We start from the raw sequence: 19,109 nt of genomic DNA, 5'->3' as shown, positions 1-19,109 counted from the left end.
GCTAAAATTGTTCCAGACAAGGCACAAAGCGACGATAATGCAGATGCCTTAGCGAGATTTGTAACGCAGTATGGGGCAATTTTAGCATCAGCCCGCAGGGACAGGACTCTTTTTTGCCGCTTCATCGTTAAAAATAAGCGCTTAGAATGACTAAACTTATTATTTTTAACATCGAATCGCCTAAAAAATAGTCACTGTCAGTGCCATGGTCGAATGTTCAACACGCCCTATTATTTAAGTTGCGCTTTTTGGCGCTATGTCAGTAGTGGCATCTGTCTTAGTAGCGTTGTTGTCCGTGTTTGCTGTATGGCGAAGGCTCTTGTCTTCCTTGTTATCAGCAGTGACATCGGTTAACGGCAGCGCGTCTTTGCTAAGTTCCTCAAGCTCGGTTAAGGCATCGTCCAACAGCGCAAGCATGTTTTGTACGTGCGGCAAAATTTTGCTACAGGCGGTGATACCAAATTCAATCTTGTCCAAATAGCTGGCAAAGGTAATGTTCATCGCTTGGCCATTTAGCACAATAGAAGCAGGATATAGGGCAGTCATTTGTGCGCCGTTCCAGTACAGTGGCTTTTTTGCGCCAGGGACGTTTGAGATAATCAGGTTAAAGGCTTGTTTTTTTGGAAACAGACCTGTCAATACATTGACGCCTTCCCACGCGTAGGCAAGGGCGCTGTAGTTAATCACTTGTGTTGGCGTCATGCGTCTGAATTTTTGCTTACCGCTATTCATGCTGCGGTGAATGAGCTGTACGCGGGTCAACGGGTTGTCTAAATGCGTGCCCAAGTTGGCAAGCACGAACGACACCTGATTGCCGCCCATACTGTCGTCGCGGCGCAAAGAGATGGGCACAAAAGCAATTAACGGCTTGGTCGGTAATGCATTCATAGCTTTAAGGTACTCGCGCAGTGCGCCTGCACAGACGGCCAGTACGACATCGTTCATACTGACGCCAAGCGCATCCGATACAGTGCGAAAGCGTGCCATATCATAAGATTGCGCAGAAATACGCCGTGAGGCTGAGATACGCTGGTTTAAGATGCTACGCGGCGCATCAAGCGTACTCACATAGTCGTCATCACCATGATGGCGAAGGGTATCAACCAACTCGCGGCACACAGGCACGATGCTACCCAGCTGCGCCTTAATGATTTGTCCGATAGACTTGTCTTTGGGCAAAATATTGTCCATCTGGCTACGATGACGCGTCATTAGCGACCAAGCAGGCAACGTCATGGGCTCAGTGGGCGACTGCGACAAAGACTTTTGAATAAGGCGCATGGCAGCAATGCCGTCAACCAAGGAATGATGGATTTTAAAATATAAAGCAAAGCGTTTAGGACGACCTTCGGTAGCGGCTTCTAACCCTTCAATAACGTGACATTCCCATAAGGGCATGGCGCGATCAAGCAGACGTCCGTGCTCTTTGGACACATAACGCAGCAGCTCGCGCACATTAGCAGGCTCAGGCAAGGCAACATGACGAAAATGATGCTCGACATCAAAATCATCGTCTTGTTGCCAAAACATCAAGCGGTCGAGGACTTGGTTAAAAGGAAAGGTCGGCGGCACATCGGACGTTTGCATTTGGCGCACCAGCTGCCCGACAAAATCACTGCTGGTATCGTCCGCCTCAGGCAACTCAAACAAAAATAAACCACCCACGTGCATGGGCTGCTTGCGTGACTCCATCCATAAAAACAATTGGTCAACGGCGCTTAATAAACGCATGATACATCCTTAATATCAGCCGTCAGTGCCGCGCCTTTGCTGTCATTATTATTGGGCGTGGCACGCGTGCGCTGATGGTGAGTTATTGAAAAAAGTAGCCCGTTTGTGGTGAGCTCGCTTGTGCCATTTTGCGCATCGGCATACGTCCTGCCAAGAACGCCTCACGTCCTGCCCAAATCGCGTGGCGCATGGCGTGTGCCATCATAACAGGGTCTTTAGCGTAAGCAATCGCGGAGTTCATCAGCACGCCATCGCAGCCAAGTTCCATCGCCAGCGCTGCATCAGACGCCGTACCAACGCCTGCATCAACAATGACAGGAACATTGGCATTTTCGATAATGAGGCTTAAGGTGTGACGGTTTAACAGACCCAAACCTGAACCAATCAAACTGCCGAGTGGCATGATTGCTGAACAGCCCATACTTTCAAGCTCTTTAGCGACAATCGGGTCATCTGAGGTGTACACCATCACTTCAAAGCCGTCGTCAATCAAGACTTGCGCGGCTTTGATGGTCTCAACCACATTGGGGTATAGGGTGCTTTCGTCGCCCAATACTTCAAGCTTTACCAAATTATGCCCATCTAGCAGCTCACGCGCAAGCTTACAGGTACGAATGGCAGAGTCGGCATCAAAGCAGCCTGCGGTATTTGGCAAGATGGTGTATTTGTCAGGAGAAATCACGTCCAATAAATTTGGCTCATCAGGATTTTGGCCAATATTGGTGCGGCGAATCGCCACTGTGACCAGCTCTGCACCCGATGCGCTGATGGCGTCCCCCGTCTGGGTTAAATCTTGGTACTTACCTGTACCGACTAATAAGCGTGAAGAAAACGTGCGGCTACCAACGGTAAAGCGGTCGTCTGATAGATGAGTATGGTCAGTGGTCTGCGTCATAACAAAATCCTGAGAAGTGTCGTTCTAAAGGTGGAAATGAAAATTTAGGGTATGATTAATAAGAAAAAGTGTTGGCACGAACATAGAGTTAATTTAATTTAAAGATGGCACAGCGAGATTAAAGGCTATTTTTTGCAGCATCTGGAGACGAAGTCACAGCAAGCAAGAAAAATAGTATTTAATCGAGCATGTTCCTGATGCTACATCAGTCTTATTTAGGTTTTACTATATTTGCACAGCAAGCTCACCGCGCCTGTTTAATAGTGAACAATACGACGAAAATGGCGGTGCTGAATGCGGTGTTTATTGCATCATACAACATGGTATTATAACAAACTCATAATCGTGAACGGATGCACTTTACCCAGTGTAACCATTTAACGTGTTCTAAAGCACTGTGCTGTATTGCCGCACGCTATTTTGAGCGCTCAGCGTTTTTTGTTTGTTTTAAAGACGTTAGATAATAGCACAGCGCTGCGTTGTCATTTTTCTCTTTATTCTTCAATGTTTTTGTTTTAGCGCAAGTGATTTGTGCGTGCTAACTGGTGACCGCCATGATGCCTTTGCCCTACAGCTTTGCCAAACGCCATCAGATTTTGGTGGTCTATCCGCCTGATACCACCTTGCCGCCGACCTTAGTGTTGACGGCGAGTACGCCATTAAATGCGGTCAATGAAGCCAAGCGTTTCTTGCAGCAGCAGGGCATGACGCAGGTTGATTATGAACGCATTGATGCCGCATTGTTTGAAAAGCGCTTAGCCGCCGCCTACGCCAGCAATACAGGCGAGTCGCAGCACATTGCCGCAGGGCTTGAAGACCATCCTGACTTAGATTCGCTCGCTGACAGTGTGCCTGAGACTGAGGACTTGATGGACAGTCAGGACGATGCGCCGATTATTCGTTTGATTAATGCGCTGCTGTCAGAGGCCATCCGTCTAAATGCCTCGGATGTACATATCGAAACCTTTGAGCGCCGTTTGGTGGTGCGTTTTCGCGTCGATGGCGAGTTAAAAGAAATCATCAGCCCCAAACGCCAGCTCGCGCCGCTGTTGGTATCGCGTATTAAAGTCATGGCGCGGCTCGATATTGCCGAAAAACGCATTCCGCAAGATGGGCGCATCAGTTTGCGTCTGGCAGGGCGTGAGGTGGATGTGCGTGTTTCGACTTTGCCGTCAAGTTTTGGCGAGCGCGTGGTGATGCGTTTGCTCGATAAGCAAGCAGGGCGGCTGAACATGACCTATTTGGGCTTATCCAACAGCGATTATGACAAGCTGCGGCAGATGATTTATCGTCCGCATGGGATTATTTTGGTGACAGGGCCGACAGGCTCGGGCAAGACGACCACTTTGTACGCCGCGCTCAGCGACTTAAACGACCAAACGCGCAATATTTTGACCGCCGAAGACCCGATTGAGTTTCAGCTCGATGGTATTGGACAAACGCAGGTCAATAACAAGGTGGACATGACCTTTGCCAAAAGTCTGCGCGCCATGCTGCGTCAAGACCCTGATGTGGTGATGGTGGGTGAGATTCGTGACCTTGAGACAGCGGAGATTGCTATTCAAGCGTCATTGACGGGGCATTTGGTGCTGTCTACCTTGCACACCAATACCGCGATTGGCGCGGTGACGCGTCTGCAAGACATGGGTGTTGAGCCGTTTTTGTTGTCCTCATCGCTCATCGGCGTGGTGGCGCAGCGCTTGGTGCGTACGCTATGCGAGCATTGTCATACGTGGACGGAGGCGGACAGCGAGCAGGCAAAGCTGTTTGCCGAGGTGGGCATCAGTTTAGACAAATTGCCCAAGCTGCCCAAACCTGTCGGCTGTGATAAATGCAGCCAATCAGGGTTTAAAGGGCGTACCGCGATTTATGAAGTCGTGCCGATTGATGAGCCACTGCGGCGTATGATTCACGGGCACGCGGCAGAATATGAGATAGAAGACTACGTGCGCCAGCAGACGCCGTCTATCCGCGCTGATGGACTGCGCAAGGTGCTGGCAGGCAATACCACGCTCGAAGAAGTGCTGCGCGTGACCAAAGAGAGCAGCGCCAGTAAGCCAAGCGTTGTCGGTTAACCAGTTGTAGCTTAATAATCGATTTAGACATACCTTGGCTCATGGTGCTTACGCGTATTATTCTGCGGCGTCTGTCTCTTTGTTTGCTCCTTGACGGCGTGCGGCAAGCTCGGCTTTGGGTATCCACGCCCACGTCATCTCAACGGTAATGGGGTCGCGCTCGCTGTCCGACTCGCGGTCATCAATCACGCATGGAATCACCATTTCTCCCTTGGGCGTGTTTAAAATCTCCAACCGCTGCTCGTTTGACAGACTGGCAACGGCTGCCACTTGACCTTGTTTTAAGGGGCGATAAAAATTCACCGCGTAAGACTTAATCAGTAGTACGCGGTCGGCGGGCAGGTTCATACCCAGCACAAAGCCTGTCGCGGTCTCAGCGAGCAACGTCACGGCGACGGCATGAATCGAGCCGATATGGTTCTGTACCGCTTTGCGATTATTTAGGCTGACGATCACTTCATTGGGCGTGACGGTCTCGTAATACAAGCCTGTCGTACCCACATAAGGCACAACTTTGCTAAAGGCTTTGGTCAAAATATTGCTGCGCGCTTTGGCAGGCAGGTACTTGGTGACAGACAGCAGACGGGTAAATTGATTGCGCACAGGCGGCACATCAACGCTCGATTCAGGGGTATTTTTTTTGCTAAGACTATTGCTTAAAGTATTGCGTAGCGTGGGTATGGTGGGCATAGCTGGTCACTTCCTGTTGTGCGTAAATGACCAGCATAGCAGGCGCGTACGTCCAGTCAAATAGCGGATATGACTGGCTTGTCATTTGTGAGCGGTTTTTCTTAGACTTATTGCCCTTATCTTATAGTGTCTTATTTTTTATACTTTTTCTTTTATTCTCATTTTGTTTTTTGATTGGGCGCGGTTATGTCGGATGGGGTTTCTACGATTCGTAATGTGATTTTTACAGGCGTCGCGGGTACGGGCAAGACGCACCAGCTGCTACAGATTGCGCGTGACTATACCGATACGCTGCCGCGCTTGGATGCCGATGATTTATTGACCGAAATGCTCGCGCACTTAAACTGGCGCGAAGTGCTGTGTTTGATATTTTTGGATTTAAAACGCGAGCAAAAAGAGCTGGTCAAAGTCCCTGAGCTGTGCGCGCATCCGTTTTTTTTAGTCAAAGCCAAACTCAATCACCGTGACAAGCATTTGCCCAACACCGTGCAAGCCGAGTTGCAGCGCCACAGCTGCAAAGACTCCACCACCGTGGGCTACAAAAACCGCGCCGCGCAAGCGTACTTTGATAAAGATGTGAGCAGCGCGTGGTATCTGCTGCCCGAGAGCGTGTCGTTATTGACCGAGCTGGACACGCAATTGACAGAGTGGCGCGAGGCACGTGACAGCGCCCCGCAACAAAAATGCCGCTATAGTATGGTGAGCTTTCATCAAGCCTATGGCTATGAAGAGTTTGTCGAAGGCATTCGCCCTGTGACGGCGGCGCACGGTGGCGCGCTCAGCTATGAGGTACAAAAGGGCGTGTTTTTGGACTTGTGCGAGCGTGCGGCACAGGACCCAAGCAACCGCTACGCCATGCTGATTGATGAGATTAATCGTGCCAATGTGGCGCGGGTGTTTGGCGAGCTGCTAAGCCTGATTGAGCCTGATAAGCGCTTGGGGCAAGCACACGCGATGCAGGTGCAATTGGCGTATTCCAAAAAGCCATTTGGCGTGCCGAGCAATGTCGATATCTTTGCCACCATGAATACCCAAGACCAGTCGCTTGCCCCGCTGGATATGGCTTTTCGGCGGCGCTTTCGTTTTATTGACTGTCCGCCGCGCCCTGAGCTGCTGCCTGTAATTACGCTGGAGGCGGATACAGATGCTGACGTAGAGTCTCGCGAGACGATTGATTTGGCGCGTTTGCTGGCAGGGTTAAATCAGCGCATTACGCACAGTTTGGGTATGGATGCGCGGCTTGGACAGGCGTTTTTTTGGCACGTGGATTCGCTTGCGGCGCTCCAACGCGCCTTGGTTGAGCAAGTGATACCGCAACTGATGCAAGCGGTCGGTGGGCAGGTGGATATTTTGCCGTATCTGTTTTTGGACGATGGGCGCGCGGCATCTGAGCAGTTTATTGTCTTGCCGCAATCTGCTATGCGTGAGGACAGTGCCGTGATGGATGGTTTTGGTATAGAGATGGGCATGGACGCAGGCTTTGCGCCAGCGTGGCAAGGCAGTGCGTCTGTCCATCCTGATTTGCTGGCGGGCACGGGCGCGTTTGCCACCAGCGCTATTTATCAGCGTCTTTATGACAGCGAGCGCTGATATGACGGCAGCTGTTGGGGAGGCCAATGCGACACGCGGCGTCATGAGCGTGTTTGAGCATCAGCGCTTGCATGCGCAGGATTTTAAATACGCCAAAGACTTTGCATGGCTTATTGCCAAAGAGCTGAGCGTATTTGGCATCTCGCGGGTACAAGGGCGCTGGCAGCTAAAAGTCGGTCATCATATTGGCATGATTGTACTGCCGAGTGGCATGGTGCTTGAGATATTGCCCAAGCCGATAGGCGATACTGCGCGCCACCAGATGAGCGCTGCTGCTGTACAGCAAGGTCGGCAATGGGTGAGTCGAATGCTAAGCGACTTAAGCCAGCCCAAAGCCGATGTGCCAAAGCGTATTCAAGCACGCCATTATCAGCAATTTGCCAAGCCGCTCACGCCCGTGAACCACTCTCAGCCACCATTATCCGCATGGCTGTGGCAGCAATTTTACCGCTGTTTATTACAATATCGACCCGCCGCCAGTTACCAAAATCAGCAGGTCAATGACAGCAGATTACAAGGCAAACTGCTGCTGCGCGAACAGCTGCAACGTAACACGCATCAGCCGCATAAGTTTGCTTGCCAGATCAGCGAGCGCAGCCATGACACGCTTGCCAATCGCTTTATACACAGCGCCTTGCAACTGCTTTATGGCCTTGCTAATAGGCAAGAAAGACATACGCTCTACGCATGGTGGCACGCTATCGGCACGCTCAATCAGCAAGAATATCAGCAACTGACAATCAGCTACCAGCGTGCACAAAGGCAACTGCTCAGCAAACCACTTAACGCACAAATGCGCCACGCCGCCCGCGAGCTACTCCAGCTCAGCTATTGGCTGCTTAAACATCAGCAGCCGAGCACGCCTAAAGGCAATCTTTTTGCTAATAAAAGCCATGCTACAGAGCCACTGCGCCTGTGCCTGCTTATCAATATGAACCATGCCTTTGAGCAGTGGGTGAGTGGCTGTATTCATAAGCAATTAAACGCAGAAATCGACGCGGTAGATACGCGCTATCAAGTGCAGTATCAGCCGCAGACGCGCTGGCTACAAGATATGGCGGGGCAGACGCACTTAACTGTCCGCCCTGATGTACTGGTGTCCAAGTCATTCCCGCCGCCAGTAGGGCGCGTGTATACGCACGTCATTGATGTCAAATGGAAGCACATGCCTGACGCCAAAGCCCTACGCGCTGCCGATGCCTATCAGCTGATGAGCTACGCGCAAGCCTACAACGCACCGCAAGCGTGGCTCATCTATCCTGTCATAGGGGACGCCCAACCGACAGCACTGACGCATACAGAGCAACCTGCCAGCGCCACTGCCGCAACCTTGTGGCTGATTCCCTTTGATGTGACGCGCGCAACATTAAGTCTTGCTACAGTCAAGTCAATTTAAAAGTGACGCAGCGAGATGAAAGGCTATTTTTCGTAGCATCAAAAGATGAAGTCAAAGCAAGCAAGAAAAATAGTATTTAACTGAGCAGGTTTGTGATGCTCTATCCGTTTTATTTGAGTTTTACTCTATTTAAACGATGACACACTCTAGATAACGCGCCTGAGTTTGGGTATAATGAGCGCGGCTTAATGCAGTGTCATTTATAGGCATGGTGTTAAGCGATTATAAAAAGTCGATAAGGCCGTGGTGTTGATGCATAACTTGACCCACAAAATGCATGATCAAAAACTTTTTATAAAAAATAAAAAAAAGGTGTTGACATAAGAGCGAACTGGTCTTAATATATGCACCTCGATAGCGGAGATAAACAACGCGGCGATAGCAATATCACCAAATATTATCCACCACTATCAAGATAGAGTAAGTATCGGAGTGTGGCGCAGTTTGGTAGCGCATCTGGTTTGGGACCAGAGGGTCGTAGGTTCGAATCCTATCACTCCGACCATCTATTTTAAGAGCCGTACAGGCTTTTTTTTATGTACGTTCATTGGATAAAGTCCTTTTTTATCTGTAGTATATAAAAAGCCTCTAAGAGCGCCTGTAGCTCAGTTGGATAGAGCACCTGCCTTCTAAGTAGGTGGTCGCAGGTTCGAACCCTGCCAGGCGTGCCATTTAGCCTGCTCATCTTGTTGTTTCTCGACATTATATTATGGCGGTTGTAGCTCAGTTGGTAGAGCCCCGGGTTGTGATCTCGGTTGTCGTGGGTTCGAGTCCCATCAGTCGCCCCAATGTCTCCTCACCATTCTCTTTGTTTTTTAATTTACTGCATCATTTGCAGTTTTTCTCGTACCTATTCGTTTTTATTCCTATTTTATTATTTATATTGCCGCTTTTGGCAATTTTTTCGCGTCTAAATTATTTCATTTCGCATCAGTCTTGCCTCTTCTTACTTGTCTAGATGACATCTATATATCATGTGTTTAGCGTATGTATGTTTTTAATTGCAGTCCATAATCCATGATTTAGCTTGTATCATATCCATGAGGTGGTTTATGTTTCTAGGCTTGGTTTATTTGCGTCACTTTATAGAGGAAGTAACTGATGGATGCACTGAGCATGCTACTGGAAAATGTGCATTTATGTGATACAAAATACTATAACCTGAATGTGTCGGGTGATTGGTCGTACTCGGTGACCAGAAAAGATACCATTTTGTTTTATTTGGTTATGTCAGGTAGCTTTTGTATTCAGGTAGGTGACAGCTCACGTAAAGCCTATACGGGCGATATGATTATGATACCGAATGCGTATCAGCATATCAGCTACGCGCTCAATCATCATGGCAGGGAAGCTGAGCCATTAGATGACACCTTGCGTAATACAACCGATCATGTGGTGAATATCAATCGTCATGGTGAAGGTCGCTCGCGCCTGATTTTGATTGAATGCCATTATGACAAAGAAATGCTGCGCCCCTTACTATCGGTATTGCCCTCAATACTCCCTGAGCACGAAGACCAGCCTGCCAGTCGTTTTGAGGTGCTCGAAGTGGGCACCAAGCTGTTGACCATCGAGTCTGACAATGAGCGTATGGGTAAGACGGCAGTGATTAATCACTGGGCAAGCATTATGATGATTGAATGCTTGCGTACTTATATTGAGAGCCTGCCAGAAGCGACCGACAGTTGGTTGCAAGCGATGAAAGACCCTTATTTAGCAAAGGCTTTGGCAGTCATGCACGATGCGCCCAATCAAAACTGGACGATTCATAAGCTCGCTGAGGTAGCGGGGATGTCGCGCTCAAGTTTTGCCCAGCGCTTTCGGGACACGGTGGGGATGCCGCCGCTGACTTATTTGATTGATTATCGCTTGCGGCTGGCAGCGCGTTATTTGCGCTTGCAACAAAACAGTATCAGCCGCATTAGTGAGCTGGTAGGCTATGCGTCTGATTCGACATTTAGCCAAGCGTTTAAACGTGTGTATGGTGTCTCGCCCAAAGTCTATCGCCAAAGGTATCAAGGTCGAATGCTGGCATAAAATATACGATTGGTATTAATAAGCAAAAGAGGCTTGCCATTTTAATAAGTGATAACGGTCATCTCAGTTTTTTAAATAGCGCCACGTTGAACCGACTTGGCGCTATTTTTATATACGCCTGCTAAAACGATGCGGTCAAGCTATCTTTGCGCAGATACGATATAATAAAGCCAAACACCGTAAGCAAAACGTCTGAACTGTGCTTATTTATGGTGGTGTTGGTAGGACATTTATTTTTGGTGGGTGATGGTATATGACGACTCAATCGACTTTTGCATCAATCCAAGATTCTAGGTCAAGCGAAACAGCAGCGCTCGATAAGGCAGCCTTGCTTGCGCTATTTGTGGTTGATAACCAAGCAAATGCAGCGGCGTCGCCAACGACAGAGAGCAGCGTGGCTGAGCAGCGTTTGGCGCTATATATCAATCAGCACGAACGTATGCGCTTACTATATACCATGCCAGAAGAAGAGCGTCCTACCTATTTGGTACAGACACTAAAGACGCAGTTTATAGAGTATCAACAGTATCAGCTTGCCGAACAGCTGGATAAGCGCGGGTTGATTGATACTGCGCCGCTAGCGCGCTTGTGGCAGCAGCTGCACGTGGTCGATGATATTATCGCTGACATTATCCGTCACATGCCCGCCCAGCAGCCAGTAGGTTGGCAATTTAGCGTTCAAGATGGCAGCAACCCGCTTCAGCTGCCTACGGTTGGTAAGCTCAAACACCCACAGCCTGTTCTTGACCAAGCCAGTTTGGTCAGTTATGTGCTTGGACATTTTGGGGTCAGTAGCTTTACTTATGACCGTGCCTATTATATTGGGCATGTGGTCGGCTATCTGTTTGGCTGCTATTTTTGCGCGCACTTATCGGTGAGCTATGGCGTCAGTCCGCTTGGCGAGCAGATGGTGGGTGACTATGATTATGCCAGTCTGAGCACGCCGCATATGGTGCGCTTATTGCAAGGGCTGGACGGTTATTGCAAAAAACGTATTTATCAACTCGCAGTTATCTGTGCGCGCCTAAGCAGCTACGCGACCGACAAGCGCATCGAAAAAATGCTCATCGCTGAGGTCAATGATTTTGATAAAAAATTGCAGCAGCAGCACTTGGACGCGCTATTATTGCAAGGCATCATGCCAGACAGTAACGACTCAACGCCCTTATTTTAACGCTTTGCTTTTTGTTGCCCCATTATCATAGGTAGCCGTATGCCCGCTTATCATTACAAAGCACTTGATGACCTTGGGGCGCTAAAAAAAGGCTTGTTAGAAGGGGATTCGGCGCGGCAAGTGCGCCAGCAGCTGCGTGACAAGCAGTGGACGCCGATTGAGGTTGCGCCTGTCGCAGAAAAGGGCAGCAAAGACCGCCGTTTTAAAAAACCCAGCGCCTACGAGCTTGCTTTATTGACCCGTCAGCTCTCCGTACTTTTGGCCTCAGGCATTCCGCTCGAAGAAAGCCTCGCCGCCGTCGCTAAGCAATCGACCAAACCGCACATTCAGTCTTTAATGCTCGCCGTACGCGGACACGTGCTAGAGGGTATGAGCCTTGCGCGTTCGATGCAGCAGGCGAGCAGTTTTCCGCCGCTCTACACCGCCACCATTGCCGCAGGAGAAAAATCTGGGCATTTAGATTTGATTCTCAATCAGTTGGCAGACTACACCGAAAACCGTTTTGCCCTACAAAAGAAAATCCAAAGCGCGATGGTCTATCCTATCGTGCTGATGGTGATTGCCGCTGCCGTGATTATTGGCCTTATGAGCTTTGTGGTGCCAAAGATTGTCAAAGTCTTTGAGCAATCGGAGCAAGCATTGCCGTGGATTACCCAAGTGGTCATGGGACTGTCGCAACTGATTACCCATTGGTGGTGGCTGCTATTGCTGCTGCTGGCGCTGGTGGTGATTGTCGTGCACCGCTTTGTACGCACGTCCGCAGGCAAGCTGATGGTCGATAGTACGGTGCTAAAATTACCGATTTTGGCGCGTCTGTCCAAAGGTTTAAATGCCGCGCGTTTTGCCAGCACCTTAGCCATTTTGGTACGCTCAGGCGTGCCTTTGATTGAAGCGCTACACATTGGTGCTGCTGTCACCACCAACTTGCACATTCAGCAGGCCATCACCCACGCTGCCGACCGCGTGACCGAAGGCGCCAGTCTGTCAAGCCAGCTAGAGAAGTCGCCGTACTTTCCGCCAATGATGGTGCAAATGATAAAAAGTGGTGAAAACTCCGGTGAGCTAGAAGACATGCTCAGCCGCGCCGCCGTCATGCAAGAGTCGGAGGCGACCAACTTTATCAGCACGTTGTTGTCTTTATTAGAGCCACTGATGCTGGTGCTCATGGGCGCAGTAGTGATGGTCATCGTAATGGCAGTGATGCTACCGATTGTTAACATGAACGATTTGGCAGGTTAAGGCGTTCAAACGCTCAAATCTGCATCCTGTCACAAATGGGCGCTGTCTACGCGCCCGCAATAATTGCGTAGCATCTTTGTGATATTCTGCGCAGTACCAAACATTGTCGCTAATCTATTGTTTTTGCAGATTATTTTCCTAATGCTCAGTCGCTTCATTGATAATGCGGTATGCTTAATAATAATGTTTCATACTTAAAAAATTGCCCCCACTGATGGTAGATAAATCTAAACTCATCGTCTATAGTGGCATTCAATAAGATAATGAACGTTTATTGGTGAGTATGTCATGAATACAAGTACAAAAGCGGCCTTACGCAACCATAGCCCTCGTATGATGAAACAATCGGGATTTACCTTGATTGAGATTATGGTCGTCGTGGTGATTTTGGCGATTTTGGCAGGTTTGGTTGTACCAAAAGTCGCGGGTCAAAGTGATAAGGCCCGTAAAAAAACCACAGAAACCGCGCTCGCTACCGTGTCCAATGCCCTTGATATGTATAAGGTGGACAATGGTCGTTACCCGACCACGGAACAAGGTTTAGAAGCGCTGGTCACGCCGCCTGCCGATGCTAAGAACTACCCTGAGGGCGGCTATATCAAAGGCGGTTATCCGACCGATGGCTGGGACAATGAGCTACAGTATGTCGCTGAAGGTACAGAAGGCCGTCCTTATGACCTATTCTCTTTGGGCGCGGATGGCGAGCAGGGCGGCGAAGGCCAAGACGAAGATATTTACGCCACGTTATAAACCAAGCTTTGCCTAAATTATTCATCTGCGCGCATGGCTTAGGGTCAGATATTTTTTGCTGTCAATTTATCTTTATTAACATGTAAAGGGTCATGCCTATGCGTTTGCCGCGCTATTTTACTGCCACTACGTTTGCTTGCGCTACTGCGATATCATTGCGCCAATTTTCTGTCGGAGTAATGACTGCGGCTGTGCTGACAGGGGCACTGCTGCCTAGTGCGCACGCGGCAAGCTTGGGTGATTTGTTCGATACCGAGCAGAGTAGTGCGCCGAAGTTTTTGCCTGTTGACGAGGCTTTTTCAGTCATTGCCAGTAGTGCACCGAGCGCAGAGGGGACACGTCTAAGCGTCGCTTTTGATATTACGCCTGGCCATTATGTCTATAAAGATCGTATCAAGCTGACGTTACCTGAAGGGGTCACTGCGGGTGCGTGGCAGTTTAATCAGTCTGTGCGCAGTATTGATGATCCGCAGTTTGGGCGCGTGCCTGTCTTTGATCAAACTGCTGTCACCGCAACGACTATCTTACGCACCAAAGATGGCAAAGCGATGCCCAGTGCGGCAATTAACATTCAATGGCAAGGCTGCGCTAAAGCAGGACTGTGCTACCCACCTGAAAATGTACAAACCCGTGTAAGTATCGCCGCCAGTAAAACGCCCGCAGCGCCAGCAGCAACCCCTAAAGCTGCTACTCAGACGAGTAACAACGCATCAAACAGTAAGCCATCAAGCAACACTTCATCAAACAGCAACCAAACCAATAAAACGGACGCAAATAACGCCAGCAGTACGGCAACTGTAGCGAGCACCACTGCGCCTACCTCAGCCAATACCGATACGAGCAGTACGGCTGCACCAACGAGCGAACCTGCCGAAGTGTCCCCTACGGATGACAATATGGCGACGCCGTTGCCGATGGATAACAGCGATATCACAGCCGCTGATAGTAATGCAGCGAACGATAGCGTCAGTACGGACAGCACCAATAGCGATAATATTGCCGCAGCTTCGGCAGTGCCTGCACTCAGCGATGCAAACAGTGCTGCAAACAGCGATATTTTTGGTTTGGCCGCGCATCCTTTTTTAGCGATGTTGCTGTTGTTTATGGCGGGCTTGGGCTTGGCATTGACGCCTTGTGTGCTGCCGATGCTACCGATTGTTGCCAATATTGTGGCACGCCAAAATAATCCGACCCTTAAAAAGAGCTTGCTTTTGACCACCAGTTACGCGCTTGGGGTGGCTATTGCCTATGGTCTGCTTGGCGCGCTGATTGCGTATTTTGGCGCGGCGCTTGGCATAGTGGGCTGGCTACAAAACCCTGTGATTTTGATTGGTTTTGCCATCGTATTTGTGCTGTTGGCATTGCACATGCTGGGTGCGTTTAGTGTGCGTTTGCCGAGTGCGCTGACGCGTAAAATGCAGTCTGTCAGTCAGGCAGGCGATGCCTATTTGGGCAGTACAGGTGGCAGCTTGGTTGCTGGTTTCTTATCAGCGCTCGTGGTGTCGCCTTGTGTATCGGCACCGCTATCAGGTGCATTGACCGCTGTGTCGACCATTGGCAGTCCGCTACTGGGCTTTGCCGCGTTATTTATGCTGGGTTTTGGTTTATCCGTCCCTCTGATTATCGTTGGCGCCACACAAGGCAAAGTGATGCCCAAAGCTGGCGTGTGGATGGACTGGGTCAAACAAGGCTTTGCTTTTTTACTATTCGCTGTCGCGTTCTTATTGCTTGAGCGTGTGTTTGTCTCGTCAGTAATGCTGATGATATGGGCGCTGTGGTTTATGGTGATTGCACTTTGGTCATGGCGCTGGGTGGGTCGTGGGCGCTTGTTTACCCAAGCTTTTGCGCTCATCGTCGGGATATGGTCAGCCTGCTTGGTGGTTGGCGCTGCGCTCGGCAATACCGATGTGCTTAATCCTTTGGCATCAATCAGCAGTAGCTCGACGACAGCCAACAGTAGTACTGCTCGTCCCAATGAGGTGACGATTACCACGTTGGCTGAACTGGATCGTATTGTACAGAGCAACGAGCGCGTACTGGTCGACTTGACTGCCGATTGGTGTGTTGAGTGCCGAATTATGGACAAAAATTTGTTTCATACCCCACCTGCGCAGATGGCAGACTGGCAGTTGGTGCGTCTTGATATCACTGATACCACGCCTGAATCCAAGGCCATTTTAGAGCGCTATCAGTTGTTCGGGCCGCCAGCGCTGCTATATTATCGTGATGGTCAGCTTGCGTTAAAGCAAATGGGCGAAGTCAAACGCGATACCTTTGAACAAGCCTTAACCCAGCTTAACTGATGGATTTTTAGGGCAATAAAAACTGTTAAGTACGCATTTGATTGACAAAGGATACTGTTCAGCGTCATCTATTTTTATTACAATACCGTAACATCTCTGCATCTATTGACGGTCAATCACGGCTCTGTGGTTGGCTACGACTCTATAAAAAACGTCTGTGAGGACGTCATTTTGATACTTCTGCGGGTTTTGACCGTATATCAAGGACAGCTATGTTTGCCCAAAATTCATTAAATACTGCACGTACGTTTGCCTCAACTTTTGCGCCGCGTCGTCTATCCTTACTTGTTGCTGCGACATTGTTCGGTGCTTGTGCCAATGCTGCCGCCGTCGACGACAGTGCTTTTGAATCTGATATTGATACCCAAACGGCCATTACCGCCACAAAGCAGCTGGGTGCAACTGGTGCCTCACAATCTACCCAAGAAGCGACTGTGGCGCAGCAAACCAAACTGTTTATGGACTGTGCACAAGTGCAAACTGATGCCGCGCGCTTAGCCTGTTTTGATAAGATCACCAGAGACGGCGAAGTACCCAGCTATACCGCAAACAAGCAGCCGCTTGATCTTGCAGAAACCTTAAAAACCACGTTTTCGGGCAATCCGCAAGTCGTCTTGGTTGACAGCTCAGACAGCAGCGACAAAGCAGGCGAGGACAGCGCACAAATGCTCGCCACTGTCCAACCAATCAATACCAACAAAGACGATCAAAAAATCCTGCAAAGTGTGGGCGTCAGTCAAAGTGACATCGAAAAATACACGCCCCTGAGTCAAGCGTACGACTTGGACAAAAACAGCGAACGCGGCACATGGTCAGCGCGTCCGCACCGTCCAATGTATCTGTTGCCGCTATTTTATAGCATCAATCCCAACCGCAACCCCAGCACCCCAAATCAAGAAGAAGTTCCTTATACCGATGATGAGATGAACAATACGGAGCTTAAGCTACAAGTTTCGCTAAAGACCAAAGTCGCTGAAGACTTGTTCGGTACCAATGCTGATATGTGGTTTGGCTATACGCAGCAATCGCATTGGCAGGTCTATAACGCCGAGAATTCACGCCCGTTTCGAGCCACCGACTATGAGCCTGAGATTTTTGTGACCCAGCCTGTGAGTGCCAATCTGCCCTTTGGCGGGCGTTTGCGTATGCTGGGCGCGGGTGCAAGCCACCATTCAAACGGTCAGTCTGATCCGCTATCACGCTCTTGGAACCGATTGTATCTAATGGGCGGTGCAGAGTGGGGCAAATTTGCAGTGATTCCTCGTGTATGGACGCGTATTAAAACTGAGAATGGTAGTGATGCTGATGACAATCCAGATATTGAGGACTACATGGGTTATGGCGATGTGACCTTCATGTATGATTTGCCTGATCGTCATAGTGTGAGCGGTACGGTACGTTATAACCCAAAGACAGAAAAAGGAGGTATGCAGCTCGATTATGTGTACCCACTGTCTGACAATATTAATGGCTATGTACAGCTGTTCCATGGCTATGGTGAATCTATTATTGATTACAATCATAAGAATACCGCTGTCGGTATGGGTATCGTACTAAACGACTGGAAAGGGTTTTAAACCGTAAACGCTGAGGAATTTTTACCATCAGTTATGTACCCTTTGCCTCCCTATCAGCTTGGATTATGGATAAGCGCCTATATTGATGGGCGCTGTCCGATGTGTCGTGTTCAGCCTTGTGCGCCCGTATCGACTCAAACATCAGGTCTTTTGACACAGCGACAATTACTATGTACCACTTGCCATACGCAAATTCGTTGGTTACCTGACGTCTTTTATGTCGATATCGGCGCAGATGATTATCTGCCTATCCAAGCGGCAACGTATTATGACTATCCTATTCGCCAAGCGATAGCGGCTTTCAAACAGCATGAAGACTTAACACGTCTGCCGACGCTCATTCATTTACTGCGCCAACTGCCGCGCCCAAAAGGTTGTCACGCTGGTAATAGCGTCATCGTACCCATGCCGACCACGTCTGCCCGCTTAATCAAACGCGGCTTTGATCCTGTCACCATTCTATCCCAGCACCTATCCCGTCACTGGCGTATTCCGCTATGGCATGGCTCAAGCCGTATTGACACTACTGTCAGCCAGCGGGGTTTAAGCCGCGCCGAGCGCTTGAGCAACTTAGACAATGCCTTTACAGTCAGTAGTCTGAGTACAGCCCGTCATTTACTCTTATTGGATGATGTGGCGACCACAGGCGCAAGCCTACAAGCACTCGCGCGTATGCTAAAAGACCACCATCCAAGAGCCACACTATCTGCCTATGCGCTAGCTCATGGCAGTTATTACCGCTAATCCCCAACTACCTACCGTCCCCGACACTTTTTTAGTATCTATTTAAATAATCGATGCTTGATACTCTGTTTTTTTATATACTAAAAGCTATAGAACAGAAATAATAGGTTGATAAATCTATGATTTTAAATTCATTGATTGTATAGGTTTACCAGAATAAACATTTGATTTTAATCATTTATTTTTAAGACAAATCATTAAATGATGGAATGAAAATTGCAATATAAGTATATATGCTTTGCATAAAAAAATTGTGAGATGGCCGTTCTGATAGGTATCAGTTCTTATCGTTCAAATTCAATAGATTTATTAGTCTATGACAACAATCCATAACAGGGTAGCAATATGAGAACGTCTAAAATAAAAAACTCATGTTTAAAAGTTGCAGCCTACCTAGGGTTTACCTTAGTTGAGCTCATGGTTACGATTGCTGTCTTAGCTGTTATTGTCAGCATTGCTGCACCTACTATTAGCAGGCAATTAGCAGATCAGCGTGTGAAGTCGACAGCCTCTACATTATTGAATGTTTTGAGAGAAGTTAGAGCTGAAAGTAGTATCAACAAAATGCCTGTAACGGTCAGCTATATCAACGGTATGCGACCAAAAAATATTATTAATGTTGAGGCACCCTACTCAGGTCTAAATGTATTTTCATTGCAGACAAGCACACAAGACTGGACAAGCTTTTTTATAAAGTCTGCATCAGCTATGGATTTACCACCACTCGGCTCAGATAGTAATGGCAATAGCGTTGACAACGGTGGCGGCAATAGCGGTAACAACGGTAGTGGCAATAGCGGTAATAACGGTGGTGGCAATAGCAGTAATAACGGTGGTGGTAATAGCGGTAACAACGGTGGCGGCAATAGCGGTAACAACGGTGGCGGCAATAGCGGTAACAACGGTGG

Annotated in this window: 14 protein-coding genes and 3 tRNA genes; 14 read left to right on the top strand and 3 right to left on the bottom strand. The window is 48.9% G+C overall.

Features of this window, described 5'->3' with window-relative positions; translation table 11 throughout:
• Positions 1-234: 234 nt before the first annotated feature.
• Both JIE71_RS01820 and JIE71_RS01815 read right to left on the bottom strand, forming a co-directional pair.
• Positions 235-1,731 (bottom strand): WS/DGAT/MGAT family O-acyltransferase, encoded by a 1,497-nt coding sequence (locus JIE71_RS01820; protein ID WP_199507022.1) that lies wholly within the window; start codon positions 1,729-1,731, stop codon positions 235-237.
• 82 nt (positions 1,732-1,813) lie between these two features.
• Positions 1,814-2,626 carry a thiazole synthase gene (locus JIE71_RS01815; protein ID WP_199507021.1) on the bottom strand — a complete coding sequence of 271 codons (813 nt, stop codon included), beginning with the start codon at positions 2,624-2,626 and terminating at the stop codon, positions 1,814-1,816.
• Positions 2,627-3,180: 554 nt separating this feature from the next.
• Here JIE71_RS01815 and gspE point away from each other — a divergent pair.
• Positions 3,181-4,701, top strand: coding sequence for a type II secretion system ATPase GspE (gene gspE / locus JIE71_RS01810; RefSeq protein WP_199507020.1), 1,521 nt, complete (start codon positions 3,181-3,183; stop codon positions 4,699-4,701).
• 57 nt (positions 4,702-4,758) lie between these two features.
• Here the strand turns inward: gspE and JIE71_RS01805 are convergent, their stop codons facing one another.
• Positions 4,759-5,391, bottom strand: a complete 633-nt coding sequence (locus tag JIE71_RS01805; protein ID WP_199507019.1) for a DUF4442 domain-containing protein — start codon at positions 5,389-5,391, stop codon at positions 4,759-4,761.
• Positions 5,392-5,577: 186 nt separating this feature from the next.
• Here JIE71_RS01805 and JIE71_RS01800 point away from each other — a divergent pair, with 186 nt between their 5' ends.
• From JIE71_RS01800 to JIE71_RS01740, 13 genes are all read left to right on the top strand, one after another.
• Positions 5,578-6,981 carry an McrB family protein gene (locus tag JIE71_RS01800; RefSeq protein WP_199507018.1) on the top strand — a complete coding sequence of 468 codons (1,404 nt, stop codon included), beginning with the start codon at positions 5,578-5,580 and terminating at the stop codon, positions 6,979-6,981.
• Positions 6,872-8,377 (top strand): McrC family protein, encoded by a 1,506-nt coding sequence (locus tag JIE71_RS01795; RefSeq protein WP_199507017.1) that lies wholly within the window; start codon positions 6,872-6,874, stop codon positions 8,375-8,377. Before JIE71_RS01800 ends, JIE71_RS01795 begins: the two co-directional genes overlap by 110 nt.
• Positions 8,378-8,805: 428 nt before the next feature.
• Positions 8,806-8,882: transfer RNA gene (locus JIE71_RS01790), tRNA-Pro, on the top strand.
• 89 nt (positions 8,883-8,971) lie between these two features.
• Positions 8,972-9,048: transfer RNA gene (locus tag JIE71_RS01785), tRNA-Arg, on the top strand.
• Between the two features lie 41 nt (positions 9,049-9,089).
• Positions 9,090-9,165: transfer RNA gene (locus JIE71_RS01780), tRNA-His, on the top strand.
• A gap of 313 nt (positions 9,166-9,478) precedes the next feature.
• A complete protein-coding gene (locus tag JIE71_RS01775) occupies positions 9,479-10,414 on the top strand; it encodes a helix-turn-helix transcriptional regulator (protein ID WP_199507016.1) in 936 nt (311 codons plus the stop codon).
• Between the two features lie 253 nt (positions 10,415-10,667).
• The gene (locus JIE71_RS01770; RefSeq protein ID WP_228284496.1) at positions 10,668-11,588 is read left to right on the top strand and encodes a hypothetical protein; all 921 of its coding nucleotides are present in this window, start codon (positions 10,668-10,670) and stop codon (positions 11,586-11,588) included.
• A gap of 39 nt (positions 11,589-11,627) precedes the next feature.
• Positions 11,628-12,827 (top strand): type II secretion system inner membrane protein GspF, encoded by a 1,200-nt coding sequence (gspF, locus tag JIE71_RS01765; protein ID WP_199507015.1) that lies wholly within the window; start codon positions 11,628-11,630, stop codon positions 12,825-12,827.
• Positions 12,828-13,115: 288 nt separating this feature from the next.
• The gene (gene gspG / locus JIE71_RS01760) at positions 13,116-13,577 is read left to right on the top strand and encodes a type II secretion system major pseudopilin GspG (RefSeq protein WP_323126903.1); all 462 of its coding nucleotides are present in this window, start codon (positions 13,116-13,118) and stop codon (positions 13,575-13,577) included.
• 179 nt (positions 13,578-13,756) lie between these two features.
• On the top strand, positions 13,757-15,880 hold the full coding sequence (dsbD, locus tag JIE71_RS01755; RefSeq protein ID WP_228284495.1) for a protein-disulfide reductase DsbD: 2,124 nt from the start codon (positions 13,757-13,759) through the stop codon (positions 15,878-15,880).
• Positions 15,881-16,092: 212 nt separating this feature from the next.
• Complete coding sequence (locus JIE71_RS01750) at positions 16,093-17,457, top strand: phospholipase A (RefSeq protein ID WP_199507013.1); 1,365 nt, start codon at positions 16,093-16,095, stop codon at positions 17,455-17,457.
• Between the two features lie 33 nt (positions 17,458-17,490).
• On the top strand, positions 17,491-18,201 hold the full coding sequence (locus JIE71_RS12405) for a ComF family protein (protein WP_228284494.1): 711 nt from the start codon (positions 17,491-17,493) through the stop codon (positions 18,199-18,201).
• 345 nt (positions 18,202-18,546) lie between these two features.
• The coding region (locus JIE71_RS01740) for a pilus assembly FimT family protein (RefSeq protein WP_199507012.1) at positions 18,547-19,109 on the top strand (563 nt) is incomplete at its 3' end.

Source organism: Psychrobacter sp. bablab_jr014, assembly GCF_016464015.1.
Classification (GTDB): Bacteria; Pseudomonadota; Gammaproteobacteria; order Pseudomonadales; family Moraxellaceae; genus Psychrobacter.
This window is presented reverse-complemented; position numbering and strand designations above follow the sequence as displayed.